The organism is Nocardioides solisilvae (assembly GCF_003194625.1).
GTDB classification, from domain to species: Bacteria; Actinomycetota; Actinomycetes; order Propionibacteriales; family Nocardioidaceae; genus Nocardioides; species Nocardioides solisilvae.
On sequence record NZ_QHKX01000001.1, the window covers coordinates 253,160 to 272,924 of the forward strand.

General features: G+C 73.2%; 17 protein-coding genes and 1 pseudogene. 6 read left to right on the plus strand and 12 right to left on the minus strand.

Going from position 1 to position 19,765, the window contains the following annotated elements; genetic code table 11:
- The first annotated feature begins 11 nt into the window (after positions 1 to 11).
- Both DNK53_RS01280 and DNK53_RS01285 read left to right on the plus strand, forming a co-directional pair.
- Positions 12 to 1,325: a hypothetical protein gene (locus tag DNK53_RS01280; protein WP_110180505.1), complete on the plus strand. Its 1,314-nt coding sequence runs from the start codon at positions 12 to 14 to the stop codon at positions 1,323 to 1,325.
- Positions 1,297 to 1,842, plus strand: coding sequence for a hypothetical protein (locus tag DNK53_RS01285; RefSeq protein WP_110180506.1), 546 nt, complete (start codon positions 1,297 to 1,299; stop codon positions 1,840 to 1,842). The genes DNK53_RS01280 and DNK53_RS01285 overlap by 29 nt, the downstream gene beginning before the upstream one ends.
- Here DNK53_RS01285 and DNK53_RS01290 read toward each other — a convergent pair.
- Positions 1,832 to 2,017: a hypothetical protein gene (locus tag DNK53_RS01290; protein WP_110180507.1), complete on the minus strand. Its 186-nt coding sequence runs from the start codon at positions 2,015 to 2,017 to the stop codon at positions 1,832 to 1,834. The two genes, DNK53_RS01285 and DNK53_RS01290, sit on opposite strands and share 11 nt — an antisense overlap.
- A 117-nt stretch (positions 2,018 to 2,134) precedes the next feature.
- On the opposite strand from DNK53_RS01290, the gene DNK53_RS01295 reads away from it, so the two are divergent.
- Positions 2,135 to 3,085 (plus strand): LysR family transcriptional regulator, encoded by a 951-nt coding sequence (locus tag DNK53_RS01295; protein ID WP_110180508.1) that lies wholly within the window; start codon positions 2,135 to 2,137, stop codon positions 3,083 to 3,085.
- Here the strand turns inward: DNK53_RS01295 and DNK53_RS01300 are convergent.
- Genes DNK53_RS01300 through DNK53_RS01310 form a run of 3 tightly spaced genes read right to left on the minus strand, consistent with a single transcriptional unit; the run spans position 3,073 to position 7,082 of the window.
- Complete coding sequence (locus tag DNK53_RS01300) at positions 3,073 to 3,765, minus strand: hypothetical protein (protein ID WP_110180509.1); 693 nt, start codon at positions 3,763 to 3,765, stop codon at positions 3,073 to 3,075. The two genes, DNK53_RS01295 and DNK53_RS01300, sit on opposite strands and share 13 nt — an antisense overlap.
- 33 nt (positions 3,766 to 3,798) lie before the next feature.
- Positions 3,799 to 6,354: a glycoside hydrolase family 65 protein gene (locus tag DNK53_RS01305; protein ID WP_110180510.1), complete on the minus strand. Its 2,556-nt coding sequence runs from the start codon at positions 6,352 to 6,354 to the stop codon at positions 3,799 to 3,801.
- Positions 6,351 to 7,082: an HAD family hydrolase gene (locus tag DNK53_RS01310; protein ID WP_110180511.1), complete on the minus strand. Its 732-nt coding sequence runs from the start codon at positions 7,080 to 7,082 to the stop codon at positions 6,351 to 6,353. Before DNK53_RS01310 ends, DNK53_RS01305 begins: the two co-directional genes overlap by 4 nt.
- A gap of 101 nt (positions 7,083 to 7,183) precedes the next feature.
- On the opposite strand from DNK53_RS01310, the pseudogene DNK53_RS17645 reads away from it, so the two are divergent.
- Positions 7,184 to 7,832: pseudogene (locus DNK53_RS17645) on the plus strand (SDR family NAD(P)-dependent oxidoreductase).
- Here DNK53_RS17645 and DNK53_RS01320 read toward each other — a convergent pair.
- The 8 genes from DNK53_RS01320 to DNK53_RS01355 all read right to left on the minus strand — a co-directional run bounded on the left by DNK53_RS01320 (position 7,829) and on the right by DNK53_RS01355 (position 17,658).
- Positions 7,829 to 9,724 carry a penicillin-binding transpeptidase domain-containing protein gene (locus DNK53_RS01320; RefSeq protein WP_110181338.1) on the minus strand — a complete coding sequence of 632 codons (1,896 nt, stop codon included), beginning with the start codon at positions 9,722 to 9,724 and terminating at the stop codon, positions 7,829 to 7,831. The pseudogene DNK53_RS17645 and the gene DNK53_RS01320 overlap by 4 nt on opposite strands.
- A gap of 38 nt (positions 9,725 to 9,762) precedes the next feature.
- A complete protein-coding gene (locus DNK53_RS01325) occupies positions 9,763 to 10,779 on the minus strand; it encodes an ABC transporter ATP-binding protein (protein ID WP_110181339.1) in 1,017 nt (338 codons plus the stop codon).
- Positions 10,772 to 11,725 (minus strand): ABC transporter ATP-binding protein, encoded by a 954-nt coding sequence (locus DNK53_RS01330; protein ID WP_476739097.1) that lies wholly within the window; start codon positions 11,723 to 11,725, stop codon positions 10,772 to 10,774. The genes DNK53_RS01325 and DNK53_RS01330 overlap by 8 nt, the downstream gene beginning before the upstream one ends.
- Before the next feature lie 108 nt (positions 11,726 to 11,833).
- Positions 11,834 to 12,778, minus strand: coding sequence for an ABC transporter permease (locus DNK53_RS01335; protein WP_239456310.1), 945 nt, complete (start codon positions 12,776 to 12,778; stop codon positions 11,834 to 11,836).
- Entirely contained in the window at positions 12,771 to 13,781 is a 1,011-nt protein-coding gene (locus DNK53_RS01340; protein WP_110180514.1) for an ABC transporter permease, read from the minus strand. Before DNK53_RS01340 ends, DNK53_RS01335 begins: the two co-directional genes overlap by 8 nt.
- A gap of 92 nt (positions 13,782 to 13,873) precedes the next feature.
- Positions 13,874 to 15,466: a peptide ABC transporter substrate-binding protein gene (locus DNK53_RS01345; RefSeq protein ID WP_204163698.1), complete on the minus strand. Its 1,593-nt coding sequence runs from the start codon at positions 15,464 to 15,466 to the stop codon at positions 13,874 to 13,876.
- Positions 15,467 to 15,617: 151 nt separating this feature from the next.
- Entirely contained in the window at positions 15,618 to 17,147 is a 1,530-nt protein-coding gene (locus tag DNK53_RS01350) for a flotillin family protein (protein WP_204163699.1), read from the minus strand.
- Positions 17,148 to 17,157: 10 nt separating this feature from the next.
- Positions 17,158 to 17,658, minus strand: a complete 501-nt coding sequence (locus tag DNK53_RS01355) for an NfeD family protein (RefSeq protein ID WP_110180515.1) — start codon at positions 17,656 to 17,658, stop codon at positions 17,158 to 17,160.
- A gap of 84 nt (positions 17,659 to 17,742) precedes the next feature.
- Here DNK53_RS01355 and DNK53_RS01360 point away from each other — a divergent pair, with 84 nt between their 5' ends.
- A complete protein-coding gene (locus DNK53_RS01360; protein WP_110180516.1) occupies positions 17,743 to 18,786 on the plus strand; it encodes an alpha/beta hydrolase in 1,044 nt (347 codons plus the stop codon).
- A 6-nt stretch (positions 18,787 to 18,792) separates the two neighbouring features.
- The gene (locus DNK53_RS01365) at positions 18,793 to 19,761 is read left to right on the plus strand and encodes an MsnO8 family LLM class oxidoreductase (RefSeq protein WP_110180517.1); all 969 of its coding nucleotides are present in this window, start codon (positions 18,793 to 18,795) and stop codon (positions 19,759 to 19,761) included.
- The last annotated feature ends 4 nt before the right edge of the window (positions 19,762 to 19,765 follow it).

Consider the following 19,765-nt stretch of genomic DNA (forward strand, 5'->3'; position numbering starts at 1 on the left):
CCCTGTTCGCCATGCCTCTCGCCCCCGCCACCGACCAGCTCGCCTCGTGGCGGCGCGCCGCGGCGGTGGCCGGCGCCACCGGCGCGGTCACCGGCGTCGCGGCGTGCGTGCTGGCGTGGCTGCTCGCCACCGAGTCGATGTCGACCGGCCAGCTCCTCACCACGGCCGGGGCGCTGCTGGCCGGCGCGTTCGGCGCCGGGGTCGAGGGGCGGATGAGCGGCAGCCTCCTCGTGGTCAGCGGCACCGCGCGGGGCAGCGCGCACGTCGTCCCGCTCACGCTCACCCTGCTGGCGGGCGCCACCTCCGTCGCCGCCTTCCGGCGCGCCACCCGGCGCAGCCGGGGCGGCTGGCCCGACCTGGTGGACGCCGCCCGCAGCGCCTGCGTCCTCGCGGCGCTGGTGCTCGCGGTGGGCCTGCTGGCGCGGACCGACTCCGGCGGGGTCCTCGTGGCGCTGGACTGGATCGCCGCCCGCGACGCCGACCAGGTCGGCGGCTCGCTCGGCGTCACGGCGTGGCAGGCCCCGCTCGGCGCCTTCGTCCTCACCTTCGCCCTGCTGGGCACGACCTGCCTGCTCCGCGGCGACGGCTGGCCGCCGGCCGTGGCCCGCGCCGCCGACCGGCTGCGCCCGGCCGTGCGCGGCGTCGTCACGCTCCTGCTCCTGCTCCCGGTCGCCGGCCTGCTGGGCCTCCTCATGCTGGTCGGGGGCGACGCCCCGCCCGCGGGGGCGGCCGACGTCGAGCCGGCGAGCGGGGTCGGCCTGGCGCTGGCGGGGCTGGCCAGCTGGGGCGTCGCCGTCCTGGCGCTCGGCGCCGGGGGCCCCGCGGGCCGCACGGTGGCGGGCACGGCCTCCGGCGACCTCGACGTGGCGCTGGGCGCCTTCCACCACCGGCTCGGCCACTGGACCGAGCAGGAGCCCGGGCTGTGGGCCTCGGTGCCGGTGCTGCTGGTGGTCCTGGCGCTCTCGGCGCGCTCGGTGGTCCGCGCCTGCGACGACGTACGCCGGGTCCCCGGCGACCTCGTCCGGTGGCTGCTCCTGCTGGCGCTCGTCGTCCCCGCCCTGGGGCTCGCCGCCCGGCTCTCGGGCGAGGGCAGCGTCGAGGGGGAGGTCTGGGGCGACAGCGGGCGCGGCGAGCTGGCCGCCACCCTGGGCGTGGAGCTGCTCCCGGCCTCGCTCTCGCTGCTGGCGGTGGCGGCCCTGGTCGCGCTGGGCGTCGGCGGCACGACCTTGTCGCGGGCCCGGCGCGCGCGCACACTGGAGGCAAGCGGCGCGACGCCCGTCGACCGCGAACCCTCCGATGGACACGCTCCTACCGCACACCCGTGAGGCGCACCGGGTCCTCCTGGACCGGCTGGCCGTGGCCGAGGCCGCCCACGAGGCGGAGGATCCCCTGGACGCCTACCCGCCCGTGGACGTCTTCCTCACCGCGGCGGCGCGGCACGTCGCGGCCGTGCTGGCCGTGCTCGTCCCGGCGGCCCGGCGCAAGATCGACCACGGCCACGAGCTGGCCCGGGCCTTCGTCGAGCAGAGCCGGCGGTTCGAGCTGGCCCTCAACCAGGTGAAGGCCCGGCTGCACGGCTCCGCCTACGCGCAGCGCCGCAGCTGGGCCTCGCTCTGGTCGGACGTGCGCCGCGAGCTGGAGCACCTGTGGCTGCTGGAGGAGCGGCTCGCCGAGGAGCTCGTCGCGGCCCGCGTCGGCTCCGACCCCGACTGGCGGACGGTCATGGAGCGCGTCGAGCGGCACGTCCCGGTGCGGACCCACCCGTGGATCCCGCACCAGGGGGTCCGGGCCCACCTGGTCCGGGTCTACGGCACGGACCCCGGACGGGACCTCAGGCGATGAGCTGGACCTCGTCGCGGCTGGCGGAGCCGTCGACGAGGACGTGGCGCTGCTCGGCGCCGCACCAGCACGTGAACGCGAGCTCGGGGCCCTCGGGCGTCTCGGCGACGGCGTGACCCAGGCTCGGGAAGATCAGCTGGACCTTGTCGCAGGCGGTGCAGTGGTGGGTGAACAGCACGGGAGTCCTCCTCGGGAGACGTGGGGTGGGCGGGCAGACGGATCGCCACCCTCAGGATGAGGGATCCCGCTTCATAGGGGTAGCCTTTCTTTGCTCTGGCGTCCCTAGGATTTCCCTATGCTCTCCCTGCACCAGCTCACCTGCTTCCTCGCGGTCTACGAGCGCGGCTCCATCACCGCCGCCGCCGAGGACCTCGGCTACGCCCAGCCCTCGGTCTCCGAGCAGCTCCGGACCCTGGAGCGCGGACTGGGCGCGCCGCTCTTCCACCGGGTGGGCCGCGGCGTGGTCCCGACCGACGCCGGCGAGCAGCTCAGGCCGCACGCCGAGCGGGTCGTCGCGGCCGCCGACGACGCCCGTCGGGCGGTCGAGAGCTCGATCTCGCTGGAGACCGGCACCATCCGCTTCGGCATGTTCGGGACGGCGCGGCTCTACGCCGGCGCCGACCTCGTCGCCGACGTGCTGGCCCGGCACCCCGGCGTCCGGGTCGAGCTGATCGGCCAGAACTCCAGCGGCGTCCAGGACGAGCTGCGCCGCGGCCGCCTCGAGGCCGCGATGATCGCCGTCCCCGCCCTGAGCAGCGAGGGTCTCGAGGTGACCCCGGTGGCCCGCGACGAGCTCGTCTACATCAGCAACGACCCCGAGCGGCTGGCCACGCCCGTCACCGCGAAGCGGCTCTCCGAGGCCTCGCTGGTGATGGCCGAGACCACCTTCCGGGCGGTCGACTCGGCCCGGACCGTGCTGCGCCAGATGCTGCACGAGGCCGGCCGCAACCCGCGGACGCGGATCGAGGTCGAGGACGTCGAGACCGCCGTCGAGCTGGTCGGCATGGGCCACGTGGACTCGGTGGTCCAGCGCGGCGTCGCCGAGGCGCTGCTCCCCCGGCTGGCGCCGGCGGCCGGCTGGGTCTCGCTGCGGCCGCGGCAGTGGGACACCCTCGCGATCGTGCACCGCAAGGGGGCCACGCTCTCCCCGGCCACCCGGCTGATGATCGAGCTGGCGACCCGGCGGATCCAGACGATCACGGAGCCCCTCGGCCCCGGGGGCAAGGTCCGGGCTCAGCCCCAGTAGGAGTGCCAGCCGGGCTGGTCCCGGTAGCGGTGGAAGGAGATCCGCACCTTGCGGGCCGAGTCGCACCGCGGGTAGGCGCGCACCTCGTAGCGGTAGCCGTCCCGCCAGGCGCTGCGCTCCTCCAGCACGCCGGCGTGGTCGAAGACCGCGGCCACGCGCTTCCTCGTCCCGCCGGTCCCGCCCTTGGCCACGTTGACCGCCTGCCACTCCCCCGGCGTGACGCACGCCCGGTCGTCGACCTGGGTGGGCAGGTCGTAGCGGAGCCGCACCTCGTCGAGCCGGACCTCGGTCCCGCGCGCCACGCTCACCGTGACCACCCGGGTGGTGCGCCCGGAACGCACCACGTCGACCAGCGCGTAGCGCCCCCGGCTGTCCTCGGCGAAGGTGCGCACGAGGGAGGAGCGCAGGTTGATCGCGGCCGCCGGCACCTCCACCTCGTACTCGAGCCAGAACGTCCCGCCCCCGCGGCACGCCACGTCGAGCCCGTCCCCCACCGCCTCGTAGCGGCAGCGCTGCGACTCGAGCTCGTCGTAGTCGCCGACCGGCACCGTCTCGACCACGCGCTCCGCCTCCTCGGTCGGCACGTCGGACGGGGCGGCCAGGGCGGCCTGGGCGGTGCCGGGCAGCAGGGTCAGCCCGGTCACGGCCAGCGCGGACAGCAGCAGGCGCCTCAGGTGCATCTCGAGCTCCTCCGGTTCGGGTGGGGTTCGGGGTCAGGGCTGGTCGGCGTCGGGGTCGGTCCCGGCCACCGACGTGGCGTAGGGGTCGTGCTGGTCGCTGATCACCACGGGGTCCGGGACCCCGGCGGTGATCTTGGTCCCGTCGGCCCGTACCCCGCCGGTCTGGGGCTTGTCACCCAGCAGCCCGTCGATCCGCGGCCCCTGGTGCTCGAGCGGGACCTCGAGCGGGGCCTCGACGGTCACCGTGGCGGGCTTCCCGCGGACCTCCACCTCGACCGGGGCGTCGCCCGCCACGAGCTCGATCCGCAGCAGGTCCTGGGTGACCTCGACGCGGAGCCGGCTGCCCCGCCAGGAGAGGTGGTAGGCCAGCGAGCTCCAGCTGGCCGGGAGCCGCGGGTCGAACGTGAGCCGCCGCTGGTGGTCACGCATGCCGCCGAAGCCCTGGACCAGGGCCGCCCAGACACCGCCGGCGGAGGCGATGTGCATCCCGTCGACGGTGTTGTCGTGCAGGTCGCCGAGGTCGGTGTGGAGGGCCTGGACGAAGTAGTCCATCGCCGCCTCGTGGTAGCCGACCTCCGCCGCGACGATCGACTGCACCACCGCGGAGAGCGTGGAGTCCCCGGTGGTGATCGGGTCGTAGTACTCGAAGTCGGCCTTCTTCTCCTCGAGGGTGAAGCGGTCGCCGTGCAGGAAGAGCGCCAGCACCACGTCGGCCTGCTTGAGCACCTGGAACCGGTAGATCACCAGCGGGTGGTAGTGGAGCATCAGCGGGCGCAGCTCCTCGGGGGTGCGGGAGAGGTCCCACACCTCCCGGTCCAGGAAGTAGTCGTCCTGCGGGTGGATCCCCAGCCCCGCGTCGAAGGGGATCGTCATCTTCTCGGCGCACCGCTGCCACTCGGTCGGCTCGTCCGCGGCGATCCGCAGCCGCGCCACGACCCGCGCGTGGGTCTCCGGGTCCATCTCGCGCAGCCGCTCGAGCACGCGGACGGCCGACTCCAGGTTGGCCCGCGCCATGACGTTGGTGAAGAGGTTGTTGTTGACGACGGTCGTGTACTCGTCGGGGCCGGTCACCCCGTGGATGTGGAAGGTGGGCTCCCCGCCGTTGCTGCGCCAGAAGCCGAGGTCGCGCCACATCCGCGCCGTCTCGACGAGCAGGTCGACCCCGTCGTGCTTGAGGAAGTCGACGTCGTCGGTCGCGGCGACGTACTTCATCACCGCGTGGACCACGTCGGCGTTGATGTGCATCTGCGCGCTGCCGGCGGCGTAGTAGGCCGAGGCCTCCTCGCCGTTGATCGTGCGCCACGGGAAGAGGGCGCCGCTCTGCGCCATCTCGGCGGCCCTCGTGCGGGCGGCCGGCAGCATCCGGCGGCGGAAGTGCAGGGCGTTGCGGGCCAGGTGGGGCTGGGTGTAGACGAGGAACGGCAGCACGTAGATCTCGGTGTCCCAGAAGTAGTGGCCCTCGTAGCCCGACCCGGTCACCCCCTTGGCCGCGATCCCCTGGCCGTCGGCCCGGCCGCTGGCCTGGGCGAGCATGAAGAGGTTGAAGCGCACGGCCTGCTGCACCTCGGGCGACGCGCCCACCTGCACGTCGGAGGTCGCCCAGAACTCGTCGTACCACTCCCGCTGGGCGGCGTGGTAGACCGCCAGGTCGTGCTTGGCGACCCGGTCGAGGGTGCGCTCGCAGCGGTCGAGCAGCTCGCGCACCGGCACCCCGCGCGAGGAGTGGTAGGTGACGACTTTCTCCAGCCGCGTGGTGGTCCCCTCCGTCGCCTCGACCCGGAAGACCTGCTTGGCGAGGTCGTCCTCGCTGCGGGTCCGCACGTCGTGGGCGTCGGCGGTCCGGAGCCGGTGCTGGGCCGAGACGGCCATCGTCATGCCTGAGTGGGTGCAGCGGTAGCCCAGGGTGAGCCGGTCGTCGGCGGCGGAGTGGTGGCGGGGCTGCAGCACCCGGCCCTCGAAGGCCCCCGCCTTGCGCGGGTCGCTGGTGCCGTCGGACTCGCGCGCCTGGTAGTACTCGTCCTGCCCGTCCTGCCGGTTGAGCAGCTGGGAGGAGATCACCAGCGCCGCGTCGCCGGTCAGCATCGTCACCTCGAAGGTGATCACCGCCAGGTGCCGCTCGGTCATCGAGACCATCCGCGTCGAGTCGATCCGCACCCGCTTGCCCGACGGGGTGCGCCAGACCAGCGAGCGGCGCAGGATTCCGTCGGCGAAGTCGAGGTGCCGCTCGTAGCTCTCCACCTCGGAGGTGCCGAGCATCAGCGGCTCGTCGTCGACGTAGAGCTTGACCAGCTTGGCGTCGGGGACGTTGACGATCGTCTGCCCGGTCCGGGCGAAGCCGAAGGCGGCCTCGGCGTGCCGGATCGGCCAGGTCTCGTGGAAGCCGTTGAGGTAGGTGCCGTGCTCGCGGGCCTCCCGGCCCTCCTCGGGGTTGCCGCGCATCCCCAGGTAGCCGTTGGCGACGGTGAAGAGGGTCTCGGTGGTGCCGAGGTCCTCGCCCGTGTACGCCGTCTCGACGAGCCGCCACGGGTCGGCGGGGAAGCGGTGCCGGTCGAGCGGCCGGTGCGCCCGGCTCCGCCTGCCGCGGCTCACCGGTCGCCCCCCGGCACCAGCTCGGCGAGGTCGGCGACCACCAGGTCGGCGCCGGCGTCGGCCAGCGCCTCCCGGCCGGCGCCGCGGTCCACCCCGACCACGAGGCCGAAGCCGCCGGCCGCGCCCGCCCGGACGCCGGAGACGGCGTCCTCGAGCACGACGGCGCGCTCCGCGGACGCGCCGAGCAGCCCGGCGGCGTAGGCGAAGGTGTCGGGCGCCGGCTTGCCGGGCAGGCCGCGCTCGGCGGCGACCGCGCCGGAGACGACGGTGCGGAAGCGGTCCGCCAGCCCGGCCGCCTCGACCACGGCCGGGGCGTTGCGCGAGGAGGAGACGACCGCGAGCGGCACGTCGGCGTCCCGGAGGTGGTCGAGCAGGGCGACCGACCCGGGGTAGGCCTCGACCCCGTCGCGGGCCAGCACGTCGTTGAACGCCTCGTTCTTCCGGTCGCCCAGCGCGCGGACGTGGTCCTCGTCGACCTCGATCCCCCGGGCGGCGAGGAAGTCGCGGACGCCGTCGTAGCGCGGCTTGCCGTCGACGTGGGCGAAGTAGTCGGCGTCGGTGTAGGGCGACCGGTCGCCGCCGCCGGGGGCGGCGGGGTCGGCGAGGAAGGCGTTGAACATCTCGGCCCACGCCCGCATGTGGACCTCGGCGGTCGGCGTGACCACCCCGTCGAGGTCGAAGAGGACGGCGTCGTAGCGGCTCCAGTCGACCGCGTCTGCACTGCTCACCCGGCCAGCGTAGGTGCCGGGGTGGCTATCGCGGGAACGTGCGGATCGACGGGAGCGTCCTCGTGGTCACCGGCGGCGGCAGCGGCATCGGCCGCGACGTCGTGCTCGCCCTGCTCGCCCGCGGGGCCCGCGTGGCCGCGGTCGACCTGCGGCCCGACGGGCTCGCCGGCACGGCGGAGCAGGCGGGCGCCGCCGCGGTGCGGCTGACCACCCACCCCGTGGACGTCTCCGACCGGGAGGCGGTGCAGGCGCTCGTCGGCGAGGTGGTCGCCGCCCACGGACGGGTCGATGGTCTGCGAGGCCTTCCTGCCGCTGCTGCGCGAGCGGCCGGCCGCGAGCCTGCTCAACGTCGCCAGCATGGGGGCGTTCGTGCCCGCGCCCGGCCAGTCGCTGTACGGCGCCAGCAAGGCGGCGGTCAAGCTGCTGACCGAGGGGTTGTACGCCGAGCTGCGGGGCACGCCGGTCGCCGTCACCCTCGTCTTCCCCGGGGCCGTCGGCACCGACATCGCGGCCCACTCGGGGGCGGCCGTCCCGGGCCGGGACGCGAGCGACAGCGACCTGGCCGCCGGGATGACCACCTCGGTCGAGGCGGCGCGACAGGTCGTCGAGGCGATCGAGCGGGGCACCTTCCGCGTCCGGATCGGCAGGGACGCCCGCATGCTCGACCTGCTCTCCCGGGCGGCGCCGCGGCGCGCCATCGAGCTGGTGGCCCGGAAGATGGCCTCGCTGCTCTCCCAGCGGTCGACCTAGCGCAGCAGCGCCTCGAGGATCGGCCCCGCCGTGCCGGAGCCGGAGTCGCCGCGCTCCACGAAGACCGCCACCGCCAGGTCGTCGCGGTAGCCGATCATCCAGGCGTGGGTCGACGGCTCCGGGCCGAACTCGGCCGTGCCGGTCTTGGCGCCCACCTCGCCCGGCAGGTCGGCGAGCCCGCGGCCGGAGCCCTCGGCCACCACCGCCCGCATCAGCTCGCGCAGCTGCCGCGCCTCGCCCGCGGAGAGGGGGGCGCCCGTCGGCTGCGGGGCCGGCTGGTCGGGCAGCAGCACCGGGAGCACCGTCCGGCCCGCCGCGACCGACCCGGCCACGGCCGCCATCGCCAGCGGGCTGGCCAGCACCTTGCCCTGGCCGATCATCGCGGCCGCCCGCTCGGTCTCGCCCCCGGGTGCGGGCACCTGGCCGAAGTAGGCCGGGAAGCCGAGGTCGTGGTCGACCCCGAGCCCCAGCGAGGCCGCGGCCGCGGCGAGGTCGCCCTCCGCCAGCCGGTCGCGGGCGTCGATCATCGCGGTGTTGCAGCTGTGGGCGAAGGCGGTGCGCAGCGTCGTCCGCCCCAGTCGGTCGGCCGGGTAGTCGTCGTAGTTCTCGAAGCGGCGGCCGTCGACGGTCGTGGTGGGGGCGCACGGCAGCACGTCACCCGGCTCCGCGCCCGCGCGCAGCAGGGCCAGCGCGGAGACGACCTTGAAGGTCGAGCCCGGGGCGTACTGTCCGTAGGTCGCGACGGGCAGCTCGCTCCCCGGCCCGGTCGCGGCGGCCAGCACGTGACCCGTGGAGGGCCGCAGGACCACCGCGGCCGAGGCGTGACCGGTGATCGGCTCGAGCAGGGCCTCGGCCCGCTGCTGGAGGGCGGGGTCGAGCGTGGTCGTCAGGTCGGCGCCGGTCACCGGGTCGCGGGAGAAGAGCGTGACCTGCTCGGTGGTGCCGTTGCCGTCGGGCAGCGCGACCACCTCCAGGCCACGCTGCCCGAAGAGCCGCTCGTCGTACCTCGCCTGGAGCCCGGAGACGCCGACCTCGTCGCCCGCGCGGACCCGCCCCTCGGACTCCTCGACGATCTCGGCGGTGGCGGGGGCGACCCGCCCGAGGAGCTCGGCGGCGAAGTCGCGGGTCGGGGCGAGCGGGAGCGAGCCGTCCAGGACGGCGGCGCCGGGGACGCCGGGGAACCCCGACGGCACCCGCTCGGCCGCCTCGTCGACGCGCAGCACGATCGCCTCCACGAACGCCTGCGGTCCGTAGGCCTTCACCTTCTCGACGTAGGCCCGGCGGTCGAGGTCGAACGCCTCCGCGAGCTGCCGCGCGCCGTCGACGGCACCGCGCGGGGAGGTCTGCGCCTTGTCGATCCCGTACCGCTTGACCGGCCGGTCGACCACGATGGGCTGGCCGCCCGCCCCCAGGACCCGGCCGCGCATCGGGGCGGTCTCGCGGACCGCCAGGGTGTGCCCCTCCACCAGCTCGGGGTGGAGCACCGTCGGCGCCCACTCGACCCGCCACTCCTCGCCCTCACGCACCAGCGAGGCGCTGGACTCGTAGTCCCAGAAGTCGCCGCCGACGTCCCAGGACCAGCCCAGCCGGGCGACGGCGCGCGCAGGCTCGCCCTCGTCGGTCTCCGGCGTCTCCTCGACCTCCAACAGCTCGACCGTCCGCGGCCGCTCCGCCAAGGGTTCGGAGAGCGCCGCGAGCGGGTCCTCGGCGTCGACCTGCTCCGTCAGCGGCACGCCGACGAGGTCGAGCCCGGAGACCGCCTCGACCAGTCGCTCGGCAGCCTCCTCGGGCCCCGGGGCGTCGTCGTCGCCCAGGAGCGAGCAGCCGAAGAGGACGAGGCTCGGGACGACGAGGCAGAGGATCGGCGGGACCAGCAGGCGGGCGCGGGGCATGCGCCGCATCCTGCCGGATCCCGCCGACACTGCGCGGGTCAGTCCTCCACCGTTGCGTGGACCACGTCGCGCTCCTCGGCGAAGTGGCAGGCGCTCGGGTGCGGGTGGGCCGGCCGCTCGACCAGCGGGGGCCGCTCCTCGGCGCAGATGTCCTCGGCCTTCCAGCAGCGCGTGCGGAACGGGCAGCCCGACGGCGGGTCGGCCGGGGACGGCACGTCGCCCTCGAGCACGATCTCGTCGCGGAGCCCGCGCAGCGTCGGGTCCGGCACCGGGACGGCCGACAGCAGCGCCTGGGTGTAGGGGTGCGTCGGGTGGTCGTAGATGTCGGTGTCGCTGCCGATCTCCATCACCTGACCGAGGTACATGACCCCGACCCGGTCGGCGATGTGGCGCACGACGGAGAGGTCGTGGGCGATGAAGATGTAGGAGAGGTCCAGCTCGCCCTGCAGCCGCTCGAGCAGGTTCATCACCTGCGCCTGGACGGAGACGTCCAGCGCGCTGACCGGCTCGTCGCAGACGATGATCGCCGGCCGCAGCGCCAGCGCGCGGGCGATGCCGATCCGCTGCCGCTGGCCACCGGAGAACTGGTGGGGGTAGCGGTTGACGTGGTCGGGGTTGAGGCCGACCAGGTCGATCAGCTCCTGCACCTTCGCCCGCCGGCTGCCCTTGGGGGCGACGTCGGCGTGGATCTCGAAGGGCTCCCCGATGATGTCGGCGACCGTCATCCGCGGGTTGAGCGAGGTGTACGGGTCCTGCATCACCAGCTGGATGTCGCGGCGGGCCTTGCGGACCTGCTGCGGCGAGAGCGTGGAGAGGTCGGTGCCGTGCACGGCGATGGAGCCCGACGTCGGGGTCTCCAGCCCGGTCAGCAGCTTGGCCAGGGTCGACTTGCCGCACCCGGACTCGCCGACGATGCCGAGGGTCTCGCCGCGGCGCAGCTGGATGTTGACCCCGTCGACCGCCTTCACGGCGCCGACCTGGCGCTGGAAGACGATGCCCTGGGTCAGCGGGAAGTGCTTGACGAGGTCGTGGGTCTCGAGGACGGTCTCACTCACCTTCACGGACCTCCTTCCAGAAGTGGCAGGCGCTGGTGTGCTGGGCCGCGACGACGTAGTCGGGCGGCGGCGGGTCCTGCCGGCAGACGTCGCGGGCGTAGCGGCAGCGCGGGTTGAAGGCGCAGCCCGGCGGGATGTTGGTGAGCACGGGCGGGAGCCCGCCGATCACCGCCAGGTCCTGGCCCTTCTTGTCCAGGCGCGGGATCGACTCCAGCAGGCCCTTGGTGTAGGGGTGGGACGGCTTCGCGTAGATGTCCAGCACGGGCGCGTGCTCGACCACCTTGCCGGCGTACATGACCGCGATCTGGTCGGCCACGTCGGCCACCACGCCCATGTCGTGGGTGATGAGGATCAGCGCCATGTTGCGCTCCTCGCGGATCTCCGCGAGGAGCTTCATGATCTGCGCCTGCACCGTCACGTCGAGCGCCGTGGTCGGCTCGTCGGCGATCAGCACCTCAGGGTCCAGCGCCAGCGCCATCGCGATCATCACGCGCTGCCGCATGCCGCCCGAGAACTGGTGCGGGTAGTCGGTCACCCGCTGCTTGGCGGCCGGGATCCTGACCAGGTCGAGCATCTCGACCGCCTTGGCCTTGGCGTCCTTCCGGGACATGCCCTGGTGCACCCGGAACAGCTCGCCCAGCTGGTAGCCGACCGTGAACACCGGGTTCAGCGCGGAGAGCGCGTCCTGGAAGATCATGGAGATCTTCCGGGCGCGGTACTCCCGGCGCTCCGCCTCGGGCAGCGACAGCAGGTCGGTGCCCCGGTAGAGCACCTGGCCCCCGGTGATCGCGGCGGGCGGGGTCTCGAGGATCCCCATCACCGCCTGCGCGGTGACGCTCTTGCCGCAGCCGGACTCCCCCAGGATCGCCAGGGTCTCGCCGGCCTCCACGCGGAAGCTCACGCCGTTGACGACCTGGGCCACGCCCGCGCGGGTGCGGAACTCCACGTGCAGGTCCTTGACCTCCAGCGGCGGGGCCTCGCGCCCGGTGCGGGGGGTGCGCGGCGCCGAGCCCTCCTGGCTCAGCACCTCGGTGTTGGGATCAGACATCGGCCCTCACTGGAGCTTCGGGTCGAGGGCGTCGCGAAGGGCGTCGCCCGCGAGGATGAACGAAAGGACGGTGCCGACCAGGAGCCCGACGGGGAAGAAGAGCAGCCACGGGTCGGTGTCGAAGTAGACCTGGTGCATGTTGATCATCACGCCCCACGACGCGGCCGGAGGCTGCAGGCCGACGCCGAGGTAGGTCAGCGTCGCCTCGGCGGCCACGAAGCTGCCGAGCATGATCGTGGCGTAGACCAGGACCGGGGCGATGGTGTTGGGGAGGATGTGCCGGAACATGATCCGGCCGTTGGTCGCCCCCAGCGCCCGGGCGGCCTGCACGTAGTCCAGGTTCCGCGCCTCGATCACGCTGCCTCTCATGATCCGGGCGATCGTCGTCCACCCCAGCACGATGAGGGCCAGCGCGACCGTCCAGATGTTGCGCGCGCTCACCATCGCCAGCACCACCAACGCGCCCAGGAGGAACGGGAGCGACAGGAAGATGTCGGTGATGCGGGAGAGGATCGCGTCGAGCCAGCCGCCGAAGAACCCGGAGAGCAGGCCGATGGTCCCGCCGATCAGCACCACCGCGGCGGTCGCGACCAGCGCGATCGACAGCGACGGCCGCGCACCGTAGATGGCGTGCGCGTAGTAGTCGCAGCCCAGCAGGTTGTAGCCGAACGGGTGACCGTCGGTGGGTGGCTGCCGGGAGAGGCTGATCGAGCAGTCGAACGGGTCCTGGCGCGTCCACAGCTTCGGCGCCACGGCCATCGAGGTGACGACCAGCAGGTAGAGCAGGGAGAGCATGAAGACGGGGCTGCGGACCAGCCGCTTGCGCGCGTCCCCCCACAGGCTGCTCGGCTTGCCTGAGCCCGACGCCGCGACGGCGTCGTCGGCCCCGGCGCCCGCGTCGGGGGCGGTGGTGCCGGTGGCACCCGTGGTCATGGAGGACGGGTCAGTCATAACGGATCCTCGGGTCGAGAACGGCGTACAGGATGTCGACCAGCAGGTTGACCACCAGGAAGACCAGGACGAGGGCGGTCGTGATGCCCACGACCACCGACGGCTGCTGCTGGGCGATGGCGCGGAAGATCTCGCGCCCGATCCCCGGGACACCGAAGATGCCCTCGGTGACGACCGCGCCGCCCATCAGGGCGCCGAAGTCGATGCCGAGGTAGGTCACCACCGGGATGAGGGAGTTGCGGAGCGTGTGCACGCCGATGACCCGCTTCTCCGACAGGCCCTTGGCCCGGCCGGTGCGCACGTAGTCGGCGCGGACGTTCTCCAGGATGCTGGTGCGGGTCAGGCGCGCGGTCGTCGCCAGCGAGATCGAGCCCAGCACGAGGCCGGGGATGATGAGGCTGGCCCAGGGGTAGTCCGGTTTGTAGACCGGACTCATCAGACCGTAGGCGAACCAGTCGGGGAAGTTGCCGCTGGACCGTACCGAGTTCCCGACGTTGACCAGGAACATGTCGCGGACCAGGAAGCCCAGGACGAAGACCGGGACCGAGATCACGAGGACGGTGCTGATCTTCACGAGGTAGTCGACGAAGTTGCCCGACCGCAGACCGGCGAGCACACCGGCGGTGATGCCGACCAGGATCTCGAAGATGATCGCGATGATGACGATCTTCACCGTGTAGGAGAGGCCGTCGGCGATGATGTCGGTGACCGGTCGGCGGGTGAAGTTCATGCCGAGGTCGAAGCGCAGGAAGATGTCGCTCAGACGGTCGAAGTAGAGCCCGATGCACGGGTCGCCGACCCGCTCGAGGCACTTGTCGCCCAGGCCGAGCGACTCCGACATGGCTTGGAGCTGGGCCTCGCTCGGGCGTCGGTCGCCGAAGATGGCGCGCGCCGGGTTGCCGGTCATCTGGATGCCCAGCGAGGTCAGGTAGTGCAGAAGAAAGATGGCGCCCAGGACAGTGGGGATGAACTGGAGCAGGCGCCGTACGACGTAGCGTCCCACGCGGGGTCCTCCTGAGGAGGCCGACCCGAGACGGCGGCGACCTCCGGGTGGGAGGCCGCCGCCGTCAGGGCCGGCGTGTTGGTGCGGACTTGCTAGTTCATCGAGATCTGGCCGTAGTCCACGTCCGTGATCGGGTTGTGAACCATCTCAGCCACGTTCTCGCTCCAGACGACGGTGGTCAAGCCCCACCACATCGGGATGACGGGCATGTCCTCGACGAGGATGTCCTCGGCCTGCTGGTAGAACGGGATCGCGTCCTCGAGCGAGTCGGCGGAGTCGCCGTCCTTGATCAGCTGGTCGAACTCGTCGTTGGCGTAGCCGGAGTTGTTGCTCGGCGCGCCGGTCGTGTACAGCGGAGCCAGGTAGGTCTCCATCACCGGGTAGTCCGGGCCCCAGCCGAGGCGGTACGGGCCGGTGAACTCCTGGTTGTCGGCGATCTCGAGGTACTGGCCGAAGTCGCTCACGTCGACCTTCAGCTTGTAGTCGATGCCGAACGCGCTCTTCCAGCCGTCACCGACGGCCTGCAGCCACTCCTCGTGACCCGCACCACCGTTGGCCCACAGCTCCACCGGGCCCTCGAGGCCGTCGGTGGACTCGTAGAGCTCCTTGGCCGCGTCGAGGTCGTACTCGCAGGCCTCGCAGATGCCCTCGCGGGCGCCGTCGAAGTTGGGCGCCACGAAGCCGGTCGCCGGCGACAGGGAGCCGTCGAAGATGGCGTCGATGATCGCCTGGCGGTCGATCGCCATGGAGAGCGCCTTGCGCAGGTCGGGGTCCTGGAAGCGGTCGTCGTAGTTCGGGAGGCCCAGGTAGGTGAAGCTGGAGCTGGGCTCCTTGAGGAGACGGTCACCGACGGTGCTCTCGAGCTCACCGATCTTGTTCGGCGGCACGGTGTACATGACGTCGAGCTCGCCGCCCTCGAACGCCGCGTAGGCGGCGTCGACGTCGTCGAAGATCCGGTAGGTCAGGCTGTCGGGCTTGCCGGTGTCCTCACCCGCGTAGTCCTCGTTGCGGACCAGCTTGATCTGGACGTTGTTCTCCCACTCGCCCTCGATCTTGTAGGGACCGTTGCCGATGGGGGTCTTGTTGCAGGCGTCGAAGTCGTCGATGCACTCCTGGGCCATCGGGAAGAACCCGGAGTAGCCGAGGACGGACTCGAAGCCGGAGAACGGCTGGGTCAGCTCGATGGTGAAGGTGAGGTCGTCGACCTTCTTCAGGCCGGAGAAGGTGGCGTTCTTCTTCACGCCCTCCTTCTGCAGGTCCTCGAAGCCGGCGATGCGGCCCATGAAGTAGGAGTTGTTCTGGGAGTTCGCCAGGTTGCCGGTGTAGTTCCAGGCGCGCAGGAAGGCGTCGGCGTCCACGGGCTCACCGTTGGTGAACGTGTAGCCGTCCTTCAGCGTGACGGTCCAGGTCTGGTTGTCCTCGGTCTCGATCGACTCGGCGATGTCCAGCTCCGGGGCACCCTCCTGGTTGTACTTCACCAGGCCGCGGTAGAGCTGACGGATCACCAGGATCGAGGGCTCGTCGTCTCCGGCGCTGGGCACCAGGAACGCGGGCTCGGAGCTGTAGATCCGCAGGTCGCCGCCGGCGGAGCCGCCGTCGGAGCCACCGGATCCCTCGTCGGAGTCAGACCCGCCGCAGGCGGCGGTGAGCATGCCCAGCGCGGCGACGGTCGCCGCCAGCTTCACCCTTGCTGTCCTTCGCATAAATGTCCTCCATCTAGAACGCCGACCACCGGCGCACGGACAGGACGAGTTCGTCCCGGCCGTCACCGTGTCACCGATCAGCAGAAAAGACGAGAGGGTGTTATCGAGTTGTGACAGCACCGATGCAGCCGCGTCACGCCGGGCTGGCGCTCCTGTCCGCGCCGTCGACCTCCAGGCCGGTGCCCTCGGCCGCCTTGCCGATCGACCGCTTGATGAGGGACTCGAGATCGAGGCCCGTCGAGGTCTTGAGCATGTTGAGGGTCTGCACCACGTTGTCGTTGACCTGGCGCGGCAGGGCGCCGGCACCCTCCGTGGAGACCACCGTGAGCTGGTCGATGGCCGCCATCGGGGCCGCCACCTCGCGGGCGATCTGCGGCAGCACCTCGATCAGCATCTGCAGCACGGCGGCGTCGTTGTAGTGGGCGAACGCCTCGGCGCGCTTGTCCATCGCCTCCGCCTCGGCCTGGCCGACGGCGAGGGTGGCGGCCGCCGTGGCCTCGCCCTCGGCCCGGGTGGCCTCGGCCTCCGCGATGCGGCGGGCCTTCTCGGCCTCACCGCGCCGGGCCCCCTCGACCGCCTCGGCCTCGGCGAGCGCCGTACGCCGCGACTTCTCGGCCTCACCGCTGAGCCGGGCCTTCTCCGCCTCGGCCTGGGCGGCGGCGATGGTGGCCGCCTTGCGCGCCTCGGCGGCCGCGATCTCGGCCGTGCGCTGGGCCTCGGCCTCCTGCTCGACCTTGTAGCGGGCGGCGTCGGCCGGCTTGCGGACCTCGGTCTCGAGGTTGCGCTCGGTCAGCGCCGCCTGCCGGACGGCGACCTTCTCCTGCTCGGTGAGGATCGCCTGGTCGCGGTCGGCCTGGGCCAGCGGGCCGGCCGCCGCCGCGGTCGCCGCCGCCGCGTCGGTCTCGGCCTTGATCTCGGCCTGCTTGAGCGCGAGGGTCCGCTGCGCCACCGCGATCTCCTGCTCGGCGGCGATCTGCGCCTGCTCGGCGGCCTGGCGGGCGTTCGCCTCGGCGATCCGGGCCTGCTGGCTCAGCCGGGCGGCCTCGGGGCGGCCGAGGTCGGCGAGGTAGGTGCCGTCGTCGGTGACGTCCTGGATCTGGAAGGTGTCGAGGATCAGGCCCTGGCCGGTCAGCGAGTTCTCCGACTCGTCGGCGACCCGCTGCGCGAAGGCCGCGCGGTCGCGGATGATCTGCTCGACGGTCAGGCCGCCGACGATCGAGCGCAGGGCGCCGGCGAGCACCTCCTGGGTGAACGACTCGATCTCGTCCTGCTGCGCGAGGAACCGCTGGGCCGCGAGCCGGATCTGGTCGGCGTTGCCGCCGACCTTGACGATCGCCACGCCCTCGACGTTGAGCTTGATGCCCTGGCCGGAGACGGCGCCGCGGATCTGCACCGAGATCCGCCGGGAGGAGAGGTCGAGGGTCGCGAGCTTCTGCACGAACGGGATGACGAACACACCGCCGCCGAGGACGACCTTCTGACCCGACAGGTCGGTGCTCAGCGCGCCGGTCTCGGGGTTGAGCACCGCCTTGCCCTTGCGGCCGGTGACGATGAAGGCCTGGTTGGGGCCGGCGACCTTGTAGCGGCTCGTGACCAGCAGCACGAGCAGCACCACGAGGACGACGAGGCCGCCGATCGCGACGACGGGGGTGGACAGGTCCATGGCGTTCTCCTCAGGTGAGCTCTGGCCAGACGGGTGCGACGGTGACGGCGGTGGGCGACAGGACGCCCGTGACGTGGACGGGGGTGCCGGGCTCGATCGGGTGGTCGGCCCGGGCGTTGAGCCGCAGGACGTGCCCGCCGACGAGGACGTCGACGACGCCGAAGCCGCCCTCGGGGACGGGGGTGACGACCTTGCCGTCGCGCCCGACGGTGTCGTCGATGCCGGGCGTCGCGTCGCTGCTGCCGTCGGCCAGCAGGCGGGTGAGCCACCACGCGAACCACGCGAAGGCGACCCCCGTCACGGCGCCCACCGGGAGCGCCAGGACGGTCCCGAGCGCCGGCTGCGCGGCGGCCGCGCCGAAACCGGTGGCGGCCACGAAGGCCCCGATCACGGCGCTGGAGAAGACGTCACCGGTCAGGGCGTCGAAGGCCCCGTCGAAGAGGTCGCCCACGACCAGCGAGACCAGGAGCAGGGCGAGGCCGACGACACCGATCACCAGGAACGTCGTCACGTCGTGTCTCCCCCACCCCACCGCCCCCTGCGGCGGCCCTAGCATGGCACGTGCCGCCGACGGCGCGGCACGACGGGAGGAACCATGGGACCCCAGCGGCAGTCCGACCAGTGGCAGCCCGACCTGCTCGGCGAGGGCTACGAGCAGCTCCGCCTCGACCTGGGCGAGGACCCCGACGGCCAGGGCGCGATCGAGGCCGTCCTGGTGCGGCGCAACGTGCGCGAGGGCGAGCGCGTCGACGGCGCGGTGCTCTACGTGCACGGCTTCTCCGACTACTTCTTCCAGACCGGGCTCGCGGACTTCTTCGCCGCCCGCGGCCTGGCCTTCTTCGGCCTCGACCTGCGCAAGTCGGGTCGGGCCCGCAAGCCGCACCAGACCGCGCACTTCGCCACCGACCTGGTCCACTACGACGAGGAGCTCGAGCTCTCGCTGCAGCAGGTCTCCGCGGCGGCCGGCGGCGGACCGGTCGTCGTGGTCGCGCACTCCACGGGCGGGCTGATCACCCCGCTCTGGCTCGACCGCCGGCGCCGCCGGGACGCCGTCGCGCCGGTCGCCGGCCTCGTGCTCAACAGCCCCTGGTTCGACCTGCAGGGCGGCAGGACCCCGCGCGCCAACGCCTTCCTGCGTGGTCCGGTGAGCCGGGTCGTGCGCGGCCTCGCCCGGGTCCGTCCGCACCAGGCGCTCAACCTCGGCGTCAGCTCGGCGTACGGCGACTCCCTGCACGTCACCGGCGGCGGGCAGGGCGAGTGGGAGTACGACGTCGCGATGAAGCCGATGGAGGGCGACCTCGTGACCGTGGGGTGGCTCGCCGCGGTCCGCCGCGGCCAGGCCCGGCTGCACCGGGGGCTCGACGTCGGGGTGCCTGCGCTCGTGCTGCGCTCCGACAAGACGCTGCTGGCGCGCCGGTGGAGCGAGGAGTGCGACCGCGCCGACGTCGTCCTCGACGTCCACCAGATCCAGAAGTGGTCCGGCTGCCTGGGCAACGAGACGACCGTCGTCCCGGTGCCCGACGCCCGCCACGACGTCTTCCTGTCGATCCCTGCGGCCCGCGAGCGGGCCTACCAGGTCGTGGACCGGTGGCTGGCCGCCCACGCGCTCGGGGAAGGTGCTGACGCCGGGGCGCGTTGACCGCGGGTGAGGTTCTCCCTGCTCGACCGCTCCCGCACCCGCGCCGGTCACCCGGACGCGGCCGCGCTGACCCGCACCGTCGGGCGGGCCGTGGCCGCCGAGCGGCTCGGCTACGACCGGTTCTGGGTGGCCGAGCACCACGCCGTGCCCGGGATCGCCTCGGGCTCCCCCGCGGTCCTGCTGGCCGCCGTCGGGGCGCGGACCTCCTCGATCCGGATCGGCTCCGGCGGCGTGATGCTGCCCCAGCACCGGCCCCTGCTGGTCGCCGAGCAGTTCCTCGTGCTCGCCGCCCTCCACCCCGGGCGGGTCGACCTGGGGGTCGGCCGCTCCCTCGGGTTCACCGCGCCGGTGCGCCGGGCGCTCGGCCGGTCGGCCGAGGAGCCCGACACCTTCGCCGAGGACGTCACCGAGCTGCGCGCCTTCCTCGAGCGCACGGCCCCGGTGACCGCCCGCCCCGTCGTCGAGGCGGGGCCGCCCCTCTTCGTCCTCGCCACCGGCCGGGGGCTCGCGGTCGCCGCCGGGCTCGGGCTCCCCGCCGTGGTCGGCGGGCCCGTGCTTGACCGGCCCGACGTGGGCGACCTGCTGGCGGCGTACCGACGCGACTTCCGCCCGCACGAGGGCAGCCGTCCGCAGGTCATCGCCTCGCTCGACGTGCTGGTGGCGGACACCGACGCGGAGGCCCGCGAGCTCGCCCTGCCCGAGGTCTGGGCGATGGCCGACTCGCGCCGCACCGGCTCCTTCGGCCCGCTCGAGCCGGTGGCGACGGTCCGCGAGCGGCTCGGCACCGACCGGCTCGCCGACCGGGTCGAGCAGGCGCTGGACCGGGTCACCGCCGGCTCGCCGGAGACCGTGCGCCGCCGCCTGGAGGCGCTCGTGGAGCGGACCGGGGCGGACGAGCTCCTCGTGTCGGGCTCGACGTACGACGGCGACGCGCTCGCCGCCTCCGACGCCGAGGTCGCGCGGCTGCTCTCCTGAGGCG

What these genes read in the sequence shown, in the direction of transcription:
- DNK53_RS01320 (WP_110181338.1), bottom strand. Translation starts at nt 9,724, where the DNA reads ATGCCCCGCGCCCGCCTGCTGGTCCCGCCGATCCTCTGCCTCGTCGTC.
- DNK53_RS01360 (WP_110180516.1), top strand. Translation starts at nt 17,743, where the DNA reads ATGGGACCCCAGCGGCAGTCCGACCAGTGGCAGCCCGACCTGCTCGGC.
- DNK53_RS01350 (WP_204163699.1), bottom strand. Translation starts at nt 17,147, where the DNA reads ATGGACCTGTCCACCCCCGTCGTCGCGATCGGCGGCCTCGTCGTCCTC.
- DNK53_RS01335 (WP_239456310.1), bottom strand. Translation starts at nt 12,778, where the DNA reads ATGACTGACCCGTCCTCCATGACCACGGGTGCCACCGGCACCACCGCC.
- DNK53_RS01285 (WP_110180506.1), top strand. Translation starts at nt 1,297, where the DNA reads ATGGACACGCTCCTACCGCACACCCGTGAGGCGCACCGGGTCCTCCTG.
- DNK53_RS01300 (WP_110180509.1), bottom strand. Translation starts at nt 3,765, where the DNA reads ATGCACCTGAGGCGCCTGCTGCTGTCCGCGCTGGCCGTGACCGGGCTG.
- DNK53_RS01295 (WP_110180508.1), top strand. Translation starts at nt 2,135, where the DNA reads ATGCTCTCCCTGCACCAGCTCACCTGCTTCCTCGCGGTCTACGAGCGC.
- DNK53_RS01280 (WP_110180505.1), top strand. Translation starts at nt 12, where the DNA reads ATGCCTCTCGCCCCCGCCACCGACCAGCTCGCCTCGTGGCGGCGCGCC.